This is a genomic window from Boseongicola sp. (genome assembly GCF_057460485.1).
Map to the genome: position 1 here is coordinate 1 of NZ_JBVCWP010000011.1, position 13,924 is coordinate 13,924.

Annotated in this window: 17 protein-coding genes; 11 read left to right on the plus strand and 6 right to left on the minus strand. The window is 58.7% G+C overall.

Going from position 1 to position 13,924, the window contains the following annotated elements; translation table 11 throughout:
- Both AC221Y_RS03100 and AC221Y_RS03105 read right to left on the minus strand, forming a co-directional pair.
- Window positions 1-506: molybdenum cofactor synthesis domain-containing protein (locus AC221Y_RS03100; protein ID WP_486706767.1), on the minus strand; the 506-nt coding region annotated here is incomplete at its 3' end.
- Window positions 503-1,252: a uracil-DNA glycosylase gene (locus AC221Y_RS03105; protein WP_486706768.1), complete on the minus strand. Its 750-nt coding sequence runs from the start codon at window positions 1,250-1,252 to the stop codon at window positions 503-505. The genes AC221Y_RS03105 and AC221Y_RS03100, both read right to left, overlap by 4 nt.
- 118 nt (window positions 1,253-1,370) lie before the next feature.
- On the opposite strand from AC221Y_RS03105, the gene AC221Y_RS03110 reads away from it, so the two are divergent.
- From AC221Y_RS03110 to AC221Y_RS03145, 8 genes are all read left to right on the plus strand, one after another.
- Window positions 1,371-2,330 carry an aspartate carbamoyltransferase catalytic subunit gene (locus AC221Y_RS03110; RefSeq protein ID WP_299756560.1) on the plus strand — a complete coding sequence of 320 codons (960 nt, stop codon included), beginning with the start codon at window positions 1,371-1,373 and terminating at the stop codon, window positions 2,328-2,330.
- On the plus strand, window positions 2,323-2,901 hold the full coding sequence (locus tag AC221Y_RS03115; RefSeq protein ID WP_486706769.1) for a hypothetical protein: 579 nt from the start codon (window positions 2,323-2,325) through the stop codon (window positions 2,899-2,901). The genes AC221Y_RS03110 and AC221Y_RS03115 overlap by 8 nt, the downstream gene beginning before the upstream one ends.
- Window positions 2,898-3,434 carry a hypothetical protein gene (locus tag AC221Y_RS03120; RefSeq protein WP_299756562.1) on the plus strand — a complete coding sequence of 179 codons (537 nt, stop codon included), beginning with the start codon at window positions 2,898-2,900 and terminating at the stop codon, window positions 3,432-3,434. Before AC221Y_RS03115 ends, AC221Y_RS03120 begins: the two co-directional genes overlap by 4 nt.
- A gap of 14 nt (window positions 3,435-3,448) precedes the next feature.
- The gene (gene pyrC, locus AC221Y_RS03125; RefSeq protein WP_299756563.1) at window positions 3,449-4,717 is read left to right on the plus strand and encodes a dihydroorotase; all 1,269 of its coding nucleotides are present in this window, start codon (window positions 3,449-3,451) and stop codon (window positions 4,715-4,717) included.
- Between the two features lie 84 nt (window positions 4,718-4,801).
- Window positions 4,802-5,431, plus strand: coding sequence for a glycerol-3-phosphate 1-O-acyltransferase PlsY (gene plsY / locus AC221Y_RS03130; RefSeq protein WP_299756564.1), 630 nt, complete (start codon window positions 4,802-4,804; stop codon window positions 5,429-5,431).
- 4 nt (window positions 5,432-5,435) lie between these two features.
- Window positions 5,436-5,876: a DUF805 domain-containing protein gene (locus AC221Y_RS03135; protein WP_299756565.1), complete on the plus strand. Its 441-nt coding sequence runs from the start codon at window positions 5,436-5,438 to the stop codon at window positions 5,874-5,876.
- Window positions 5,873-6,133 (plus strand): hypothetical protein, encoded by a 261-nt coding sequence (locus tag AC221Y_RS03140; protein WP_299756566.1) that lies wholly within the window; start codon window positions 5,873-5,875, stop codon window positions 6,131-6,133. Before AC221Y_RS03135 ends, AC221Y_RS03140 begins: the two co-directional genes overlap by 4 nt.
- A 78-nt stretch (window positions 6,134-6,211) precedes the next feature.
- Window positions 6,212-6,586, plus strand: a complete 375-nt coding sequence (locus AC221Y_RS03145; protein ID WP_486706770.1) for a GbsR/MarR family transcriptional regulator — start codon at window positions 6,212-6,214, stop codon at window positions 6,584-6,586.
- A gap of 740 nt (window positions 6,587-7,326) precedes the next feature.
- On the opposite strand, the gene AC221Y_RS03150 is transcribed toward AC221Y_RS03145, so the two are convergent.
- From AC221Y_RS03150 to AC221Y_RS03165, 4 genes are read right to left on the minus strand one after another with little or no spacing between them, the layout of a single operon-like run.
- Window positions 7,327-8,697 carry a glutamate--cysteine ligase gene (locus AC221Y_RS03150; protein WP_299756569.1) on the minus strand — a complete coding sequence of 457 codons (1,371 nt, stop codon included), beginning with the start codon at window positions 8,695-8,697 and terminating at the stop codon, window positions 7,327-7,329.
- Window positions 8,698-8,756: 59 nt separating this feature from the next.
- Window positions 8,757-9,260 carry a hypothetical protein gene (locus AC221Y_RS03155; protein WP_299756571.1) on the minus strand — a complete coding sequence of 168 codons (504 nt, stop codon included), beginning with the start codon at window positions 9,258-9,260 and terminating at the stop codon, window positions 8,757-8,759.
- The gene (locus AC221Y_RS03160; protein ID WP_299756573.1) at window positions 9,257-9,967 is read right to left on the minus strand and encodes a hypothetical protein; all 711 of its coding nucleotides are present in this window, start codon (window positions 9,965-9,967) and stop codon (window positions 9,257-9,259) included. The genes AC221Y_RS03155 and AC221Y_RS03160 overlap by 4 nt, the downstream gene beginning before the upstream one ends.
- Window positions 9,964-10,686: a 16S rRNA (uracil(1498)-N(3))-methyltransferase gene (locus tag AC221Y_RS03165; protein ID WP_299756575.1), complete on the minus strand. Its 723-nt coding sequence runs from the start codon at window positions 10,684-10,686 to the stop codon at window positions 9,964-9,966. Before AC221Y_RS03165 ends, AC221Y_RS03160 begins: the two co-directional genes overlap by 4 nt.
- Before the next feature lie 13 nt (window positions 10,687-10,699).
- On the opposite strand from AC221Y_RS03165, the gene ubiA reads away from it, so the two are divergent.
- The 3 genes from ubiA to AC221Y_RS03180 are packed head-to-tail and all read left to right on the plus strand — an operon-like array spanning window position 10,700 to window position 13,922.
- Complete coding sequence (gene ubiA, locus AC221Y_RS03170) at window positions 10,700-11,674, plus strand: 4-hydroxybenzoate octaprenyltransferase (RefSeq protein WP_486706771.1); 975 nt, start codon at window positions 10,700-10,702, stop codon at window positions 11,672-11,674.
- Between the two features lie 35 nt (window positions 11,675-11,709).
- Complete coding sequence (locus AC221Y_RS03175) at window positions 11,710-13,596, plus strand: OmpA family protein (RefSeq protein ID WP_299756579.1); 1,887 nt, start codon at window positions 11,710-11,712, stop codon at window positions 13,594-13,596.
- A complete protein-coding gene (locus tag AC221Y_RS03180) occupies window positions 13,593-13,922 on the plus strand; it encodes a hypothetical protein (RefSeq protein WP_299756581.1) in 330 nt (109 codons plus the stop codon). Before AC221Y_RS03175 ends, AC221Y_RS03180 begins: the two co-directional genes overlap by 4 nt.
- Window positions 13,923-13,924: the final 2 nt, after the last annotated feature.

Below are 13,924 nucleotides of genomic sequence, written 5' to 3' on the forward strand. Positions count from 1 at the left end.
ATCTCCACGAAGTTGCAGGGCTGATGGCGGAAATCGAGTTGATAGGCTAAAATTTCATCCCAGGCGTCCCTGAATGCCCCCGGAGACCCCGGCAAAGCAAACAGATACGTACCTTCAGCAACGCCTCCGCAAGCCCTTGATTGCACGGCACTTGTTCCAATTTTCGCCATTGATACATGCGTGAAAACTGTGGCAAACGCGTCGATCTCCTTCTCATATACATCGCGGTGCGCTTCCACAGTCACATCGCGCCCCGTCAGACCCGTGCCCCCCGTCGTCACGATCACATCGATGGTCTCGTCCCCACACCACATCCGAAGCTTGGCCGCGATGAGATCGCGATCGTCCGTCACAATGTCGCGAGTCGACAATATATGCCCTGCCCCTTCGATGCGCTCGACCAAAAGGTCGCCAGACCGGTCCTCTTGCGGGGTGCGGGTGTCGCTGACCGTCAGAACGGCGATCCGCACCGCAATAAAGTCGCGGGTATCGTCAATACGGCTCATGATTTCTCCCGAAGTCGCGCCTGCAAACTCAGTAAATCAGCCCAGGCATCTCGCTTGGCACTCGGGCTGCGCAGCAAATAAGCCGGGTGAAACATAGGAAGAACAGGTTTGCCGACAGCTTCACTCCACGCCCCACGCAGCCGCGTAATTCCTTTGCGACCCAATAGGGCCTCGCAAGCATGATTGCCCATGGCGACGATGATATCCGGGTCAACAAGTGCGATATGTCGATGCAGAAACGGCATCATCATTGCCATCTCGGCGGGTTCCGGATCACGGTTCTGCGGTGGCCGCCATGGCAGCACATTGGTGATGTAAAGCGCCGCGCCTGCATCCGGCGCATCCCGCGACAGACCGATCTGGCGGAACATTAGATCAAGTAGCTGCCCGGCTCGGCCTACAAATGGTTTGCCCTGCATATCCTCGTCGCGACCCGGCGCCTCGCCGATGATCATCACCCGTGCTTGCGCCTGCCCATCTGCAAAAACAAGCTGACGCGCGCCCTGCTTCAATTCGCAGTGCTCAAACGCCGCCACCGCCGCCTCAAGCCCGGCAAGATCGCTCGCCGAGTCAGCGGCAGCTTGCGCCGCGGCAACTGCATCGATCTGCTGCGAAATCGGTGTGTCCGGCCCTGCCGCAGCCTTCGCTTTCGCAACAGGTGTTTCCAAAGCATAGCGATCAATCGCTTCTTCCGCGATTGCCTCGTCGGCGCCCATGGCGATCTGCCATTCCAGCGCGGCTTTCATCTCCCAGAATCCCATGCAGCGACGCTATGCCCAAGGCCGCGAAAGGTAAACTCTGCCAAACCGACTTTTCTCAGACCAAAAGACGTCCTATACACCGCAAAATCGAAGGAAGCCGCCCATGTCGTTTCGCGCCCGCCACCTTCTGGGGATCGAAGACCTCGCCCCTGACGAAATCACAACGCTGCTCGACCTTGCCGAGACCTATGTCGATCTCAATCGCAGCGCCGACAAGCATGACAGCGCCCTTCAGGGCCTCACCCAGATCAATATGTTCTTTGAGAACTCGACGCGTACCCAGGCCAGCTTCGAGCTTGCCGGAAAACGCCTCGGCGCAGACGTAATGAACATGCATATGCAGGCTTCCTCGGTCAAAAAGGGCGAAACCCTGATCGACACCGCGCTCACTCTCAACGCTATGCACCCCGATCTCCTCGTGGTGCGCCATCCCGATAGCGGCGCCGTCAATCTTCTGGCGCAAAAAGTAAACTGTGCCGTCCTGAACGCCGGAGATGGCCGCCACGAGCACCCTACCCAAGCCCTTCTCGACGCGCTCACAATTCGCCGCGCTAAGGGCCGCCTGCACCGCCTCACCGTCGCCATCTGCGGTGACATCGCCCATAGCCGCGTTGCCCGTTCCAACATCTGGCTCCTGGGCAAAATGGAAAGCCGCGTGCGCCTTGTTGGACCTCCAACCCTCATGCCCGCTGGCGCTGCCGAATGGGGCGTCGAGGTTTACGATGACATGCGCGCAGGCCTGAAAGACGCCGATGTCGTCATAATGCTTCGTCTCCAGAAAGAACGGATGGATGGCGCGTTCATCCCGTCCGAACGCGAATACTTCCACCGCTTCGGCCTCGATGCTGCAAAACTTGCATTCGCCAAAGACGACGCCATTGTTATGCACCCCGGTCCGATGAACCGTGGAGTCGAGATTGACGGCACGATTGCTGACGACATCAACCGCTCGGTTATTCAGGATCAGGTCGAAATGGGCGTTGCCGTGCGCATGGCCGCGATGAAACTTCTCGCTGACAATCTGAAGACCGCCCGCGCCGCGCCGAAGGGGGTCAGTGCGTAGAATGCAGGATGCTTGGGAAGACTGGTTTCAAAAAGACGAGCGCTTGCTCTGGCAAGGCGCGCCTGCGTCCGGCCAATGGAACTGGATTCGCAACGCCTTCATGACCGCCTTTGGGATCCCTTTCCTTGGCGCGGGGCTTTTTGTTTCCGGCATGGGACTTGGACATCTGTTCAGTCTTGGCGGGATTTGGGACTTTGGCCTTGGCATTTTTCTCACCGCTTTCGGCATACCCTTTCTTGCGGTCGGTGGAGGCCTCGTTTTCGGCACATGGCTCCACGACTACATGACGCCGACCCACACGCGCTTTGCGCTTACCAATCGCGCGGGCTATATCGCCACGCGCTACTGGAAACGGAATATGGACGTGGTTCCCATCACATCCGACACGCAGGTTGAAATACAGGAAAACCGCAAAGGCCTCGCCTCAATTTACTTCGGGTTTGACCAATACACCGACAGCGATGGTGACCGCCAAACACGTCAGAAAGGCTTTGAAGGCATCATTGATGGCACGGCCGTTTACCGCCTGATCCGTGCTATCAAGACGGGCGAGGAGGTTACCCCTATATGACCAATTTCGATCCCAACCACGTTGCCGCCACTGAGTTTGGCAAAGTTCGGCTGTTTTCCACCGAGCTTGACCCCGAAGACGCGTCCAACATCACCGCGCAGAACGTCCATCGCCTTCTGGGCACCAACATCGACCTCGACCCCGACAAAGTTGAAGTCATTTCATCAAGCGCCGTCGAAAGTATCGGCCTGCGCCAGTACCTGATGTCGGGCTATGGCATTGCAAAAGCCGACCTTGCAGGCAAAGGCGCCGCCCTCGACGCGCTCAAGGGACTGATCGTCCTGATCCCGACCTCCGCATTCAAAGGCCTCGAGCAATCCCTCAACGCGAGCCCTGCGCTGCGTTTCATCGGTGTCTTCACCGAGGAGGCCGCCGCCCCGGCAACACCAATGACCTCCCGCAAGAGCGCCGAAGGGGATTTGCCGCCCGGAAAGGGCCACGCGCGTCCTATTCCGTTGGCAGGTCGATCCTGGATCGGCGCACTCGGCGCTCTTATTATCGCTGCCGCTCTCGTTTTGTACTTCGTCCTCTGACCCAAAGGCTCCGGATGTCCGCAATTCTCTTTAAGAACGCTCGCCTGATCGACGCGCAGGCCGGAACCGACACTATCGGAACGCTCGCCATACGCGACGGCAAGATTGCCGGACCGACAGGCATGGACGACGCGCAGATTATTGACTGCAACGGCAAATGCCTTGCCCCCGGCATTGTCGACATCGGCGTGAAGGTTTCGGAACCCGGCGAACGCCACAAGGAAAGCTTCCGTTCCGCAGGCCTCGCGGCCGCCGCCGGAGGTGTCACCACCATGGTCACCCGCCCCGATACAACACCCGCCATAGACACGCCCGAGACCCTCGAATTCGTCCGCCGCCGCGCCAACGAGGCCTCGCCCGTCCGCGTTCTTCCCATGGCCGCCCTGACCCGCGGTCGTCAGGGCCGTGAAATGGCCGAGATCGGCTTTCTCATGGACGCAGGCGCCGTCGCTTTCACCGATTGCGACAGCGTTGTCACCGACACTAAGGTCCTGACACGCTGCATGACCTACGCGACTTCGCTTGGCGCCCTCATCATTGGCCACCCGCAAGAACCGATTCTCTCTGCCGGCGCTGCCGCCACCAGCGGCAAATTCGCCTCCCTCAAAGGCCTGCCTGCCGTATCGCCAATGGCCGAACGCATGGGCCTGGACCGCGATATCGCCATCGTTGAGATGACCAAGGCGCGCTATCACGCCGACCAGATTACAACCGCCCGCGCGCTTCGCCGCCTGTCGCGTGCCCGCAATTCAGGCCTCAACATCACCGCTGGTGTCTCGATCCATCACCTGACGCTCAACGAACTTGACGTCGGCGACTTCCGCACCTTCTTCAAAGTCAAACCGCCACTCAGGTCTGAAGACGACCGTCTTGCCGCTGTCGAGGCCGTCGGTACCGGCCTGATCGACGTGATCTCGTCCATGCACACACCACAGGACGAAGAAAGCAAGCGCCTGCCGTTCGCCGAAGCTGCCTCCGGCGCCGTCGGCCTCGAAACGCTTCTGCCTGCCGCCATGCGTCTGTTTCACAACGGCCACATCGACCTGCCCACGCTTTGGCGCGCTCTGTCGCTCGCCCCCTCGCAGCGTCTGGGCCTCGATACCGGACGCCTTTCGGCCGGAGCGCCCGCCGATCTCGTTCTCTTCGACCCCGACGCGCCTTTCGTCATGGATCGTTCCAAACTGCGCTCGAAATCGAAGAACACCCCGTTTGACGAAGCCCGCATGGAAGGCCGCGTGCTTGGCACATGGGTTGCCGGCATCTCTGTATTTCCTGAACCATAGCCGCACGAAAAGCTAAGTTGCGCCTAGCCCCCTTCGCCAGATAATGTCCGAGAAAGCCAAAGCGCGCAGGAGACACAAAGCCCCATGCCACTCATCGAGACATCCGGCTTGATCCTGCTCCTCGTCGCCGCGCTCTCTTACGTCCTCGGGACCGTGCCATTCGGCATCGTTGTCTCCCGCATTTTCGGCCTCGCCGACCCCCGCAGCATCGGCTCAGGTAATATTGGTGCCACAAACGTCCTGCGCTCAGGGTCCAAAGTCGCAGCCGCCCTCACCGTCCTCCTCGACGGCGCAAAAGGCGGCATCGCAGTCCTGATCGCCCGCGCCGCAATCGGAGAAGACGCCGCGCAAGTCGCCGCCCTCGCCGCTTTCCTTGGCCACCTTTATCCCATCTGGCTTGGCTTCAAAGGCGGCAAGGGCGTCGCCACCTTCCTTGGAACGGTACTTGCCCTGTCTGCGATCATCGGAGCGGCCGCCTGCCTGATCTGGCTCGTCACTTTCGCAATCTTCCGCATTTCATCCTTGGGAGGCATCATGGCCCCTGCCTTGACGCCCATCGCCGCGCTTGCCCTAGGACACACTGACAAAGCCGCCGTCCTGGCCGTCATGGCCGTCTTCGTCTGGTGGCGTCACCGCGAAAACATCGCCCGCATCCTGAATGGGACCGAACCCAAAGTCGGGCGGAAAAGAGCCCAATCAGACGCCCCGGAGTGACCAAATGACCTTTAAACAAGCCGTCATCACCTGCCTCAAAGAAAAATACTTCTCCATAGATGGCCGTGCATCACGTTCGCAATATTGGTACTTCTGGCTCTTGTACGTTCTGGTCACCATCGCCCTGGCTCCGGTCGATGCGTTGCTGTTCAGCGTGGGTGGCTTTGGCCCGCTGTCCGCACTCTTCAACCTTGCGATGTTTATCCCCTTCATCACCGTCGCCGTGCGCCGCCTGCACGATCGCGACCTTTCCGGCTGGTGGATGCTCTTGATGCTTGTCCCGGTGATCGGGTCGATCGCACTCCTGATCCTCTATGTTATGCCCGGAACGGACGGCCCCAACCAATTCGGTCCCGACCCCCTCGACAACGGCGGTATTGCCGCGTGGTCCGGCGACGACGAAAGCCTCTCGCCCACCTCCATTCCAAGGGTCGACCGCGAGTGACACCCGGATTTATCGAAACCTTCGACGCCCTTCCAACGGGTGGCTACGGCGGCACCTATCAGGGCCGCCGCTACCGCATCACGAAAACGCAAATGGCGGCTGGCCGCAGCCAGAAATTTGAGGCCGAGGAACTGGGCGGCAACGACTACATCAGCTTCAACCTCTTCCGCCTTGCGACCGGTCAGGCTCTTTTGAAGCCCTGCGAAATGACCGAAGCCAAAGTGACCGACTTCGTTTTGGGGGTCGTGATCGACTAAACTGAACCCAAACCGCCTTACTCTTCCGCCTATTCTGTTATTTCAGTTTAAACAGAAATGACTGGCAGCGGATAAACCGTGCACCTCACACCCGCCATGCAGGACTTCATTCTCCACTGGGCAGAGATGGGCGCGACGTGGGGCACAAACCGGTCCGTCGCGCAAATCCAAGCGCTTTTGCAGCGAAGCCCCACGCCACCTCCCGCAGACGAGATCGCCGAGACGCTTAACATGGCGCGCTCCAATGTTTTCACGGGCATCAAGGAACTGAAAAGCTGGAAACTGGTCACCGTCGAACGCCGGCTTGGCGCGCGCTGCGAACGCGAATACGCGCCCACTGTGGTCGCCCTTCAGCGCGTCGCGGACGAGGCCGAACCCGACCAAACACCCACCGATGTCAAAGACCGCATCGCCGTCACGCTCAAAACGATGGGGCTTTTTGACAAGGCGTAGCAAGACATCTCCCGCGTGGCGCAACACGGCGCAATCAAGCTTGGCGCTGGCATCGCCCGTTTCATTCCAAAAGTCGGTTAGCGCCGCTTTTTTTGAGTGGCTATTTCAGCGATGTCAGAAATGATCAGAATATCCGAAGAGCGTGACAGATTTCACCCCATCAATCGCAGGGCTTTCATAACCACGCTGCTCGTCGCTGCGTTCAATGTTGCTTTGCCATGCTTTGTTTTTCGGCTCATCGGGGCGTCATTCGACATCACCCCTGGAAACGTCTTATTCTTGTTCGGCATGGCCGTCGTCGGCGCTGTCCTCGGTGCCCCGACCTGTCTGACTTTCCGAGCGCTTGCCTTTCGCTGGGCGCTGCGACGCGGCCAGAATGATACCCCACCCCAACAGTCCCACTCACGGGTCTGGGAGCACAGGCCGCTTCAATGCCCGTTGCCGTTCTCTTGATTGACTGGATCGAACCGCGCAGAACCCGTGCCCGATCGTCCCAATAGCGCTTTGGTTTTGCCTCAGAGGCACAACGTCATAAATCCGTTAACATCCCGGAACCCTTTGGTAACGCAGCACCATATCTCATAGTTCCGGCGCCCCTCGCTACATCGCGCACCGACGTTACACCGACGCGATACCGACATCGATAATCCCAACGCTTTAAGGCGTTGGCGACTTCCTGCATTGCGTGTGGCGCATCTGATGCGACCGTTGCTTAGCGATTCAGCCAAACGCCTGAAAAATCAGTAGGAATATTCCTCGAAGACCCGCGTCACGTCACCGTTCCAATCCGTCTTATACCGCCGGATCAACTCGTCCGCAGGCAATTCTCCGCTTTCAAGACTGTCGTTCAAAGCGTTGAGGAAGTGCGTCTCATCCGGCAGCAATCCGCCGGCTCCCGGCATCGCGCGCGCCTTCAAACCTTGCTGCGCAATATCAACAACTTGCCGTGCAAGATCGTGCATCTTCAACCCGTTCACTTCGGCCTCAAGCCCGCCAACAGACGCCTGCACGCGCCAAGCCTCCCGCGCCTCTGCATCCCAGTCCTTCACCAAGTCCCAAGCCGCGTCCAAAGCCCCTTGATCATAGCACAGCCCGACCCACAAAGCCGGCAAAGCACACAGCCGCCGCCAAGGTCCGCCGTCCGCGCCCCGCATCTCAATAAACTGCTTTAAGCGCGCTTCAGGAAAGATGGTTGTAAGATGATCCGCCCAATCAGATAGCCTCGGCAATTCACCCGGCAGCGCGGGCAGTTCGCCCTTCATGAAGTCCCGGAATGACATGCCCAGCGCGTCCACATAAACACCGTCGCGGTAGACAAAATACATAGGTACATCAAGCGCATACTCCACATAGCGCTCGAACCCGAAACCATCCTCAAAAACAAAAGGCAGCGTGCCCGTACGGTCCGCATCAAGGTCGCGCCAGATGCGGCTACGCCATGACTTATGGCCATTCAACTCACCCTCAAAGAACGGCGAATTCGCAAACAAAGCCGTTGCGACCGGCTGCAATGCCAGGGCGACACGAAGCTTCGTCACCATGTCGGCTTCCGAGCCGAAATCGAGGTTCACCTGCACTGTGCAAGTCCGCCTCATCATCGACGTCCCCATGGTGCCAACCTTTTGCATATAGCTGTCCATCAGCTTGTAGCGGCCCTTTGGCATAAGGGGCATCTCTTCGTGCGACCAGTGCGGCGCAGCACCTAAACCAATGAAGCGAACACCGATTTCCCGCGCTATGGTCCGCACTTCGTCCAGATGGACGTTCACCTCATCGCAGGTCTGGTGGATCGTCTCCAGCGGCGCTCCGGAAAGCTCCAGCGCACCCCCGGGCTCGAGCGAGACATTCGCGCCGTTCTTTTCAAGTCCAATAATCTTACCGCCTTCAAGTACCGGCGCCCAACCATAGCGATCCCGCAGGCCCTCAAGCATGGCGCGGATTGACCGCTCACCTTCATACGGAAGTGGCTTCAAAGTATCGCGGCAGTAGCCGAACTTCTCGTGCTCGGTTCCGATCCGCCAGTCCTCTTTGGGCTTACAGCCCGCAGCAAGGTATTCAGCAAGTTGCTCGTGCCGCTCGATTGGCCCGCCGCCGGATTGTGGAATGGACATATGCGATCCCCTTGATGCTCGTTGTCAGAGTGCGTGAGTTGCCCGAAAGGCGCGTGAAGTCAACTCAAGCGCCTCAGTGGTTTTTCCCACACAGTTGTGCGTGTAAGCGGACGAACCCGCGCCGCATCGACCAATCGAGACGTGCTTAAGCCGGGCAATGCGGAAAATGAGTCAAAGAGCGCCTCGGTCCCTTCCGCGTCAACGGGGATCGTCAGCGTCTTACCCTGAGCGTCGGCGAGTTCCCACGAATGCGGCGGCACAGTCGCAATCCGCACAAGATCTTCCAGAGCAACCGCTCCCCCAATCCGGGGGCCAAAATATGAGATCTGGCGCTCGTCCACTTCAACAACCCCAGCGCCGCCGCCCTGCGTGCGAAAACGCGCGCGCTGTATCCCGATATACATCAGGATTGAGCCAAGGCTCATCATCAGGACACCAAAAATCAGATGCGCCCGTGTTGGCCCAAGAACCGTTGCCAAACCGACACCATCAAATGCGATCCCAACAATAGCTTCCCGCCAACGCATTAGGGTTTGGCGTGCTTGGGGACGAATAAAGCTCATCGTTGCGGCTCACGATCCAACGGATGCCAAAGGGACGGTTCCAACTTGAGGCTTTCTTCCCGCCAATCATAGGGTGCTCGGACGCGCTCGAACGCCATTTCCGTAAAGTCTCGGATCATCTCGACGTCATTGCCAACGCGTCGATAAAGCTTACCGCCCATTGTATCATAGCGATCCAAAGCAACGCCCAGTGACCGCGCGACGGGCGCGGATACTCTCGCTGCCTGCTCGTCGGATACTTTTGCCGGCTTGCCATCACGGCGGTAAAGACCCGTTGGATTGGTCTTAGTGCTTTCTTTTCTCTCAAGCCGCACAAGGCCTTTGCTCCGCCCAATAAGGTCCTTCCCGCCAGTCGCTACAAACCTTTTATCGTCAACAAAACGCCCGCCGCCCCCCCATGTCGAACCCTCTGGAAATACTGACAGAGCAGTAAAATAGGGCGGCCGTGAAACCACCGAATAGGCCCCTTCACTCTCATCGGACCAATGTCCGCTCAGCGTGAAATAGATGAAATGCTGGCCATCAGGGGACAAATCGCACCGGTCGAGATAAATACGCTGCTTGATCCACTGCCCATCTTTAAATGTATCCGTGTCCCGATGCCAAAGGATCATCCGGCACTGCGTCGACGGACCCTGCCGTAAAATCACGGCACGGTCGTTCTCGGTGGCAAAGAACAAATGCAATCGCACATGAGGGGCTGTCATCCCCAATCCCCAAGCGCTTTTTGCCAAACCGTCAATGCTGCAACCGCTGCGGTATCAGCGCGCAGGATGCGCGGCCCAAGCGCGACGGGGTAAGCCAGTTCCATCTTGCCCAGCCGCGCCCGCTCGGCGTCAGAAAAGCCGCCCTCCGGCCCGATCAGGATCGCCCAGGGCCCAGAAGCATCCGGGAGGCCAGCAGCTTCACCGGCGCGCGTCTCATCGCAAAACATCAAGCGTCGCTCGGCCGGCCAATTCGACATGAGCCGGTCGAGTTTTTGCAGTTCTGCAACTTCGGGGACAAAGGTTGCACCACATTGCTCGGCCGCCTCAACCGCATGCGCCTGCAACCGATCCTGCCGGATACGCTCGGAATTGGTGAACGCTGTCTGCACCGGCACGATCCGCCCAGCGCCCATTTCGACTGCCTTTTCGACGATAAAATCAGTGCGCGCCTTTTTGATCGGGGCAAACATCAGCCACAGATCGGGCGGATTGGATTGCGGTGACGTTTGAATGCTACAAACGAGTTCCCCACCGCGTTTGCCCGCATGTGTGACTTCGCTGCGAAATTCTCCGTCGCGACCGTTAAAAACGGCAACCGGATCGCCAAGTCCAAGGCGCATGACCGCAAAAAGGTAATGTGCCTGTTTGGGTTCCAGAACAACCGATTGCCCCTGTCCCAGGGGCTGATCTACAAAGAGACGAACTTTCGCAGTTTTCATGGGATCAGATCATATGACCGGGACGGGCGGGACGCCAGAGACCAAAGGCACAGGGCAGGTCGCCGACGCAGTTAAGGGGAATTGGGTCGATACCATCGCTCCTGCGCCAACACGCCCTTATCTGCGACTTAGCCGTGCGGACCGGCCTATTGGCACGTGGCTGCTTTTGATCCCCTGTTTTTGGAGCATTGCGGTGGCGGCCCTCGCAGAAGGCCGGTTCACCACACTGCATCTTTGGATCGCCCTTGGCTGCAGCATTGGAGCCTGGCTTATGCGCGGCGCCGGCTGCACCTGGAACGATATCTCCGACCGCAATTTTGACGCTGCGGTCGCGCGTACTCGGTCACGTCCTATCCCCTCTGGCCAAGTCTCCGTCAAAGGGGCGGCCCTGTGGATGGCCGCCCAGGCATTGATTGCCTTTAGCATTCTCCTCACTTTCTCTTGGACAGCCATCTGGCTTGGCTTTGGGTCGCTCGCTCTGGTTTGTATCTATCCGTTCGCCAAGCGGTTCACTTGGTGGCCGCAAATATTTCTGGGCCTTGCCTTCAACTGGGGGGCGCTTTTGGCTTGGGCGGCTGCCACTGGTTCGCTTGGGTGGGCGCCCGTTCTGATCTATACCGGCGGCATTTTCTGGACGCTGTTTTACGACACCATTTACGCGCATCAAGATACCGAAGACGACGCCTTGATCGGCGTCAAATCCACCGCCCGCTTGTTTGGCCAAAACACGTCGAAATGGCTTAAATGGTTCATGGCCGCGACCGTCTCGCTCTTAGGGGCCGGGTTGGTACTTGCCCTTGCCCCAACCGTCAACCCGCTTCAGCTGGCTATCGCGCTCGCAGGAGTCTGGGCTTTCGGGTGGCACATGATGTGGCAGCTCAGCCGACTTGACATCGACGATCCCGCCAAATGCCTCGCGCTGTTCCGCTCAAACCGAAACGCGGGCCTTATCCCTGTGCTATTTCTTGCCGTTGCGTATTTCGCGTGATTGCAGTGCCCCGCCGAGCGGACTAACAAAGCGACATGAGCGCAACCTCACCCATCGATTTGAAATCCTATTTGCCCCATGCTCTGGCGATCTTGATCGCGGGAGCCGGTTGTCTGGGCGTCGCGTTCTGGGCGAAGGAACGGATTGAACAAAAGACTGCGACCGACATCGGGCTGGTTCTGTCGCAAAGTGGGAACGATTGGGCGGAAGTCACGACGGATGGCCTTCAGGTCGCACTTTTTGGGACGGCTCCGAATGAGGCCACACGTTTCGGGGCGCTTTCAGCCGCGGGCCGGATTGTAGACGCGTCCCGCATTAGCGATCGCATGGATGTAACAGCGACTGCAGCCTTGGTCGCGCCGGATTTTTCAATCGAGATCCTAAAAAACGATAACGGCATTTCTCTGATCGGACTTGTGCCAACTGAATCCGATCCCGCCACCATACTTGAGCGCGCCCGTCGCATTGCCAGCACCGCGCAGATCACCGATCTGCTGGAAAGTGCCGACTATGCCCCGCCGCCCGGATGGGAGCGTGCTTTGACTTTTGGTCTCAATGCGCTCGAAACTTTGCCCCGCTCCAAGGTTTCTATTTCGCCTAACCGCGTGGCGATCACGGCTGCTGCTATCGATCCGGACGCCAAACGCCGGATAGAACGTGAACTAAACCGCGATGCGCCCTCCGGCGTCGCACTGGCGTTAAATATCACCTCACCACGCCCGGTAATCGCTCCCTTTACGCTGCGGTTTTTGAAAGACACGAACGGCGCAAGGTTCGATGCCTGCTCTGCGGACACAGAACAAGCCCGCGACACCATTCTGGCAGCCGCCATTTCGGCCGGCTTGACCGGAGACATCGCATGCCCGCTGGGTTTAGGCACCCCATCAACCCAGTGGGCCGAGGCCGCAGCCGCCAGCATTAACGCCCTGAATGCAATCGGCTCGGGCACCGTTACGCTTTCCAATGCCGACATTTCGCTTGTCGCTGCGCAAGGCACACAGCAAGTCCTATTTGATCGCGCAATTGGCGAGCTTGAAGGGGAACTTCCGGACGTCTTTTCCCTCAGCGCAGTCCGCCTTGAGAACGACAGCCAGATTGCCGAGGACGGAGCGCAACCGGAATTCGTCGCCACACGCTCGCCCGAGGGGCTGGTTCAATTGCGTGGACGCCTTGGAGATGATTTGACGCAAACCGCTGTCCGTAATTTCGCCGCCGCTCATTTCGGGTCGAGTAATGTCTACCCTGCAACGCGGACCGATACCTCGCTGCCGTCCGGATGGCCGACCCGTGTTTTGGCGGCTTTGGAATCCCTTGCTCTTTTGAATAACGGAGCCGCGATTGTAACGACCGATAGCATCAAGATCTCAGGTGTTTCAGGTCGACAGGAAGCGCGCGCTGAAATCACACGTATTCTTTCCTCGAAGCTGCCCGAGGGTGCTAATTTCGCTCTGGACGTCAGGTATTCTGAAGCCCTCGATCCACTCGCGGCATTGCCGACGCCAGAAGAATGTGTCGAGCAGATTAACGCTGCAGTCGCTCAGCAGAAGATCACTTTTGCCCCGTCTTCAACAGACATTGAAGATGATGCGATGGCCACGATTGACTCGATTTCCGATCTGCTGCGCGACTGTCAAACCGTGAAGATCGAGATCGGCGGACACACCGATAGTCAAGGACGCGAAGTGATGAACCAGCAGTTGTCCCAAGCGCGCGCGGACGCCGTTTTGAACGCGATTATGGCGCGTCGCGTTTTGACATCAAATCTTACGGCGAAAGGCTACGGCGAAACCCAAGCCATTGCCGACAATGACACAGATGTCGGACGCGAGGCGAACAGACGAATCGAATTCCGCCTTGTGCTGCCGGAACCGGTGGGGGAAGATACCGGCGCCAACGCTGCCGTAGAGGATGCCAGCCAATGAATGGCACCGAGCTCATTTTTGCCACAGCCGCTATTCTTTTCGTTGCCTTCATGGCCGGTTGGTTTGCGCATTGGCTGATTAGTAGGATCACACGGGTCACGCGCTCGGACATGGATGATTTGGACCGGATGGCGCAGGAGTTGCATCGGGCCGAGGAAGAACGCGATCAGGCGGTCACCTATATGCAGCAACGCGAGGCCGAGCTTTCCAACCGAATGGCGCAAACCGAAGCCGAACTGAACGCGGCAATGGAAGGTTTGCGAAACGCCCGCAACGAAGCAGAAGACCTGCGCGGCTACATCGAGCGCAACAGCCAGGCATCGTAAGT

What these genes read in the sequence shown, in the direction of transcription:
- AC221Y_RS03105 (WP_486706768.1), bottom strand. Translation starts at nt 1,252, where the DNA reads ATGAAAGCCGCGCTGGAATGGCAGATCGCCATGGGCGCCGACGAGGCA.
- AC221Y_RS03110 (WP_299756560.1), top strand. Translation starts at nt 1,371, where the DNA reads ATGTCGTTTCGCGCCCGCCACCTTCTGGGGATCGAAGACCTCGCCCCT.
- AC221Y_RS03120 (WP_299756562.1), top strand. Translation starts at nt 2,898, where the DNA reads ATGACCAATTTCGATCCCAACCACGTTGCCGCCACTGAGTTTGGCAAA.
- pyrC (WP_299756563.1), top strand. Translation starts at nt 3,449, where the DNA reads ATGTCCGCAATTCTCTTTAAGAACGCTCGCCTGATCGACGCGCAGGCC.
- plsY (WP_299756564.1), top strand. Translation starts at nt 4,802, where the DNA reads ATGCCACTCATCGAGACATCCGGCTTGATCCTGCTCCTCGTCGCCGCG.
- AC221Y_RS03135 (WP_299756565.1), top strand. Translation starts at nt 5,436, where the DNA reads ATGACCTTTAAACAAGCCGTCATCACCTGCCTCAAAGAAAAATACTTC.
- AC221Y_RS03150 (WP_299756569.1), bottom strand. Translation starts at nt 8,697, where the DNA reads ATGTCCATTCCACAATCCGGCGGCGGGCCAATCGAGCGGCACGAGCAA.
- AC221Y_RS03155 (WP_299756571.1), bottom strand. Translation starts at nt 9,260, where the DNA reads ATGAGCTTTATTCGTCCCCAAGCACGCCAAACCCTAATGCGTTGGCGG.
- AC221Y_RS03160 (WP_299756573.1), bottom strand. Translation starts at nt 9,967, where the DNA reads ATGACAGCCCCTCATGTGCGATTGCATTTGTTCTTTGCCACCGAGAAC.
- AC221Y_RS03165 (WP_299756575.1), bottom strand. Translation starts at nt 10,686, where the DNA reads ATGAAAACTGCGAAAGTTCGTCTCTTTGTAGATCAGCCCCTGGGACAG.
- ubiA (WP_486706771.1), top strand. Translation starts at nt 10,700, where the DNA reads ATGACCGGGACGGGCGGGACGCCAGAGACCAAAGGCACAGGGCAGGTC.
- AC221Y_RS03175 (WP_299756579.1), top strand. Translation starts at nt 11,710, where the DNA reads ATGAGCGCAACCTCACCCATCGATTTGAAATCCTATTTGCCCCATGCT.
- AC221Y_RS03180 (WP_299756581.1), top strand. Translation starts at nt 13,593, where the DNA reads ATGAATGGCACCGAGCTCATTTTTGCCACAGCCGCTATTCTTTTCGTT.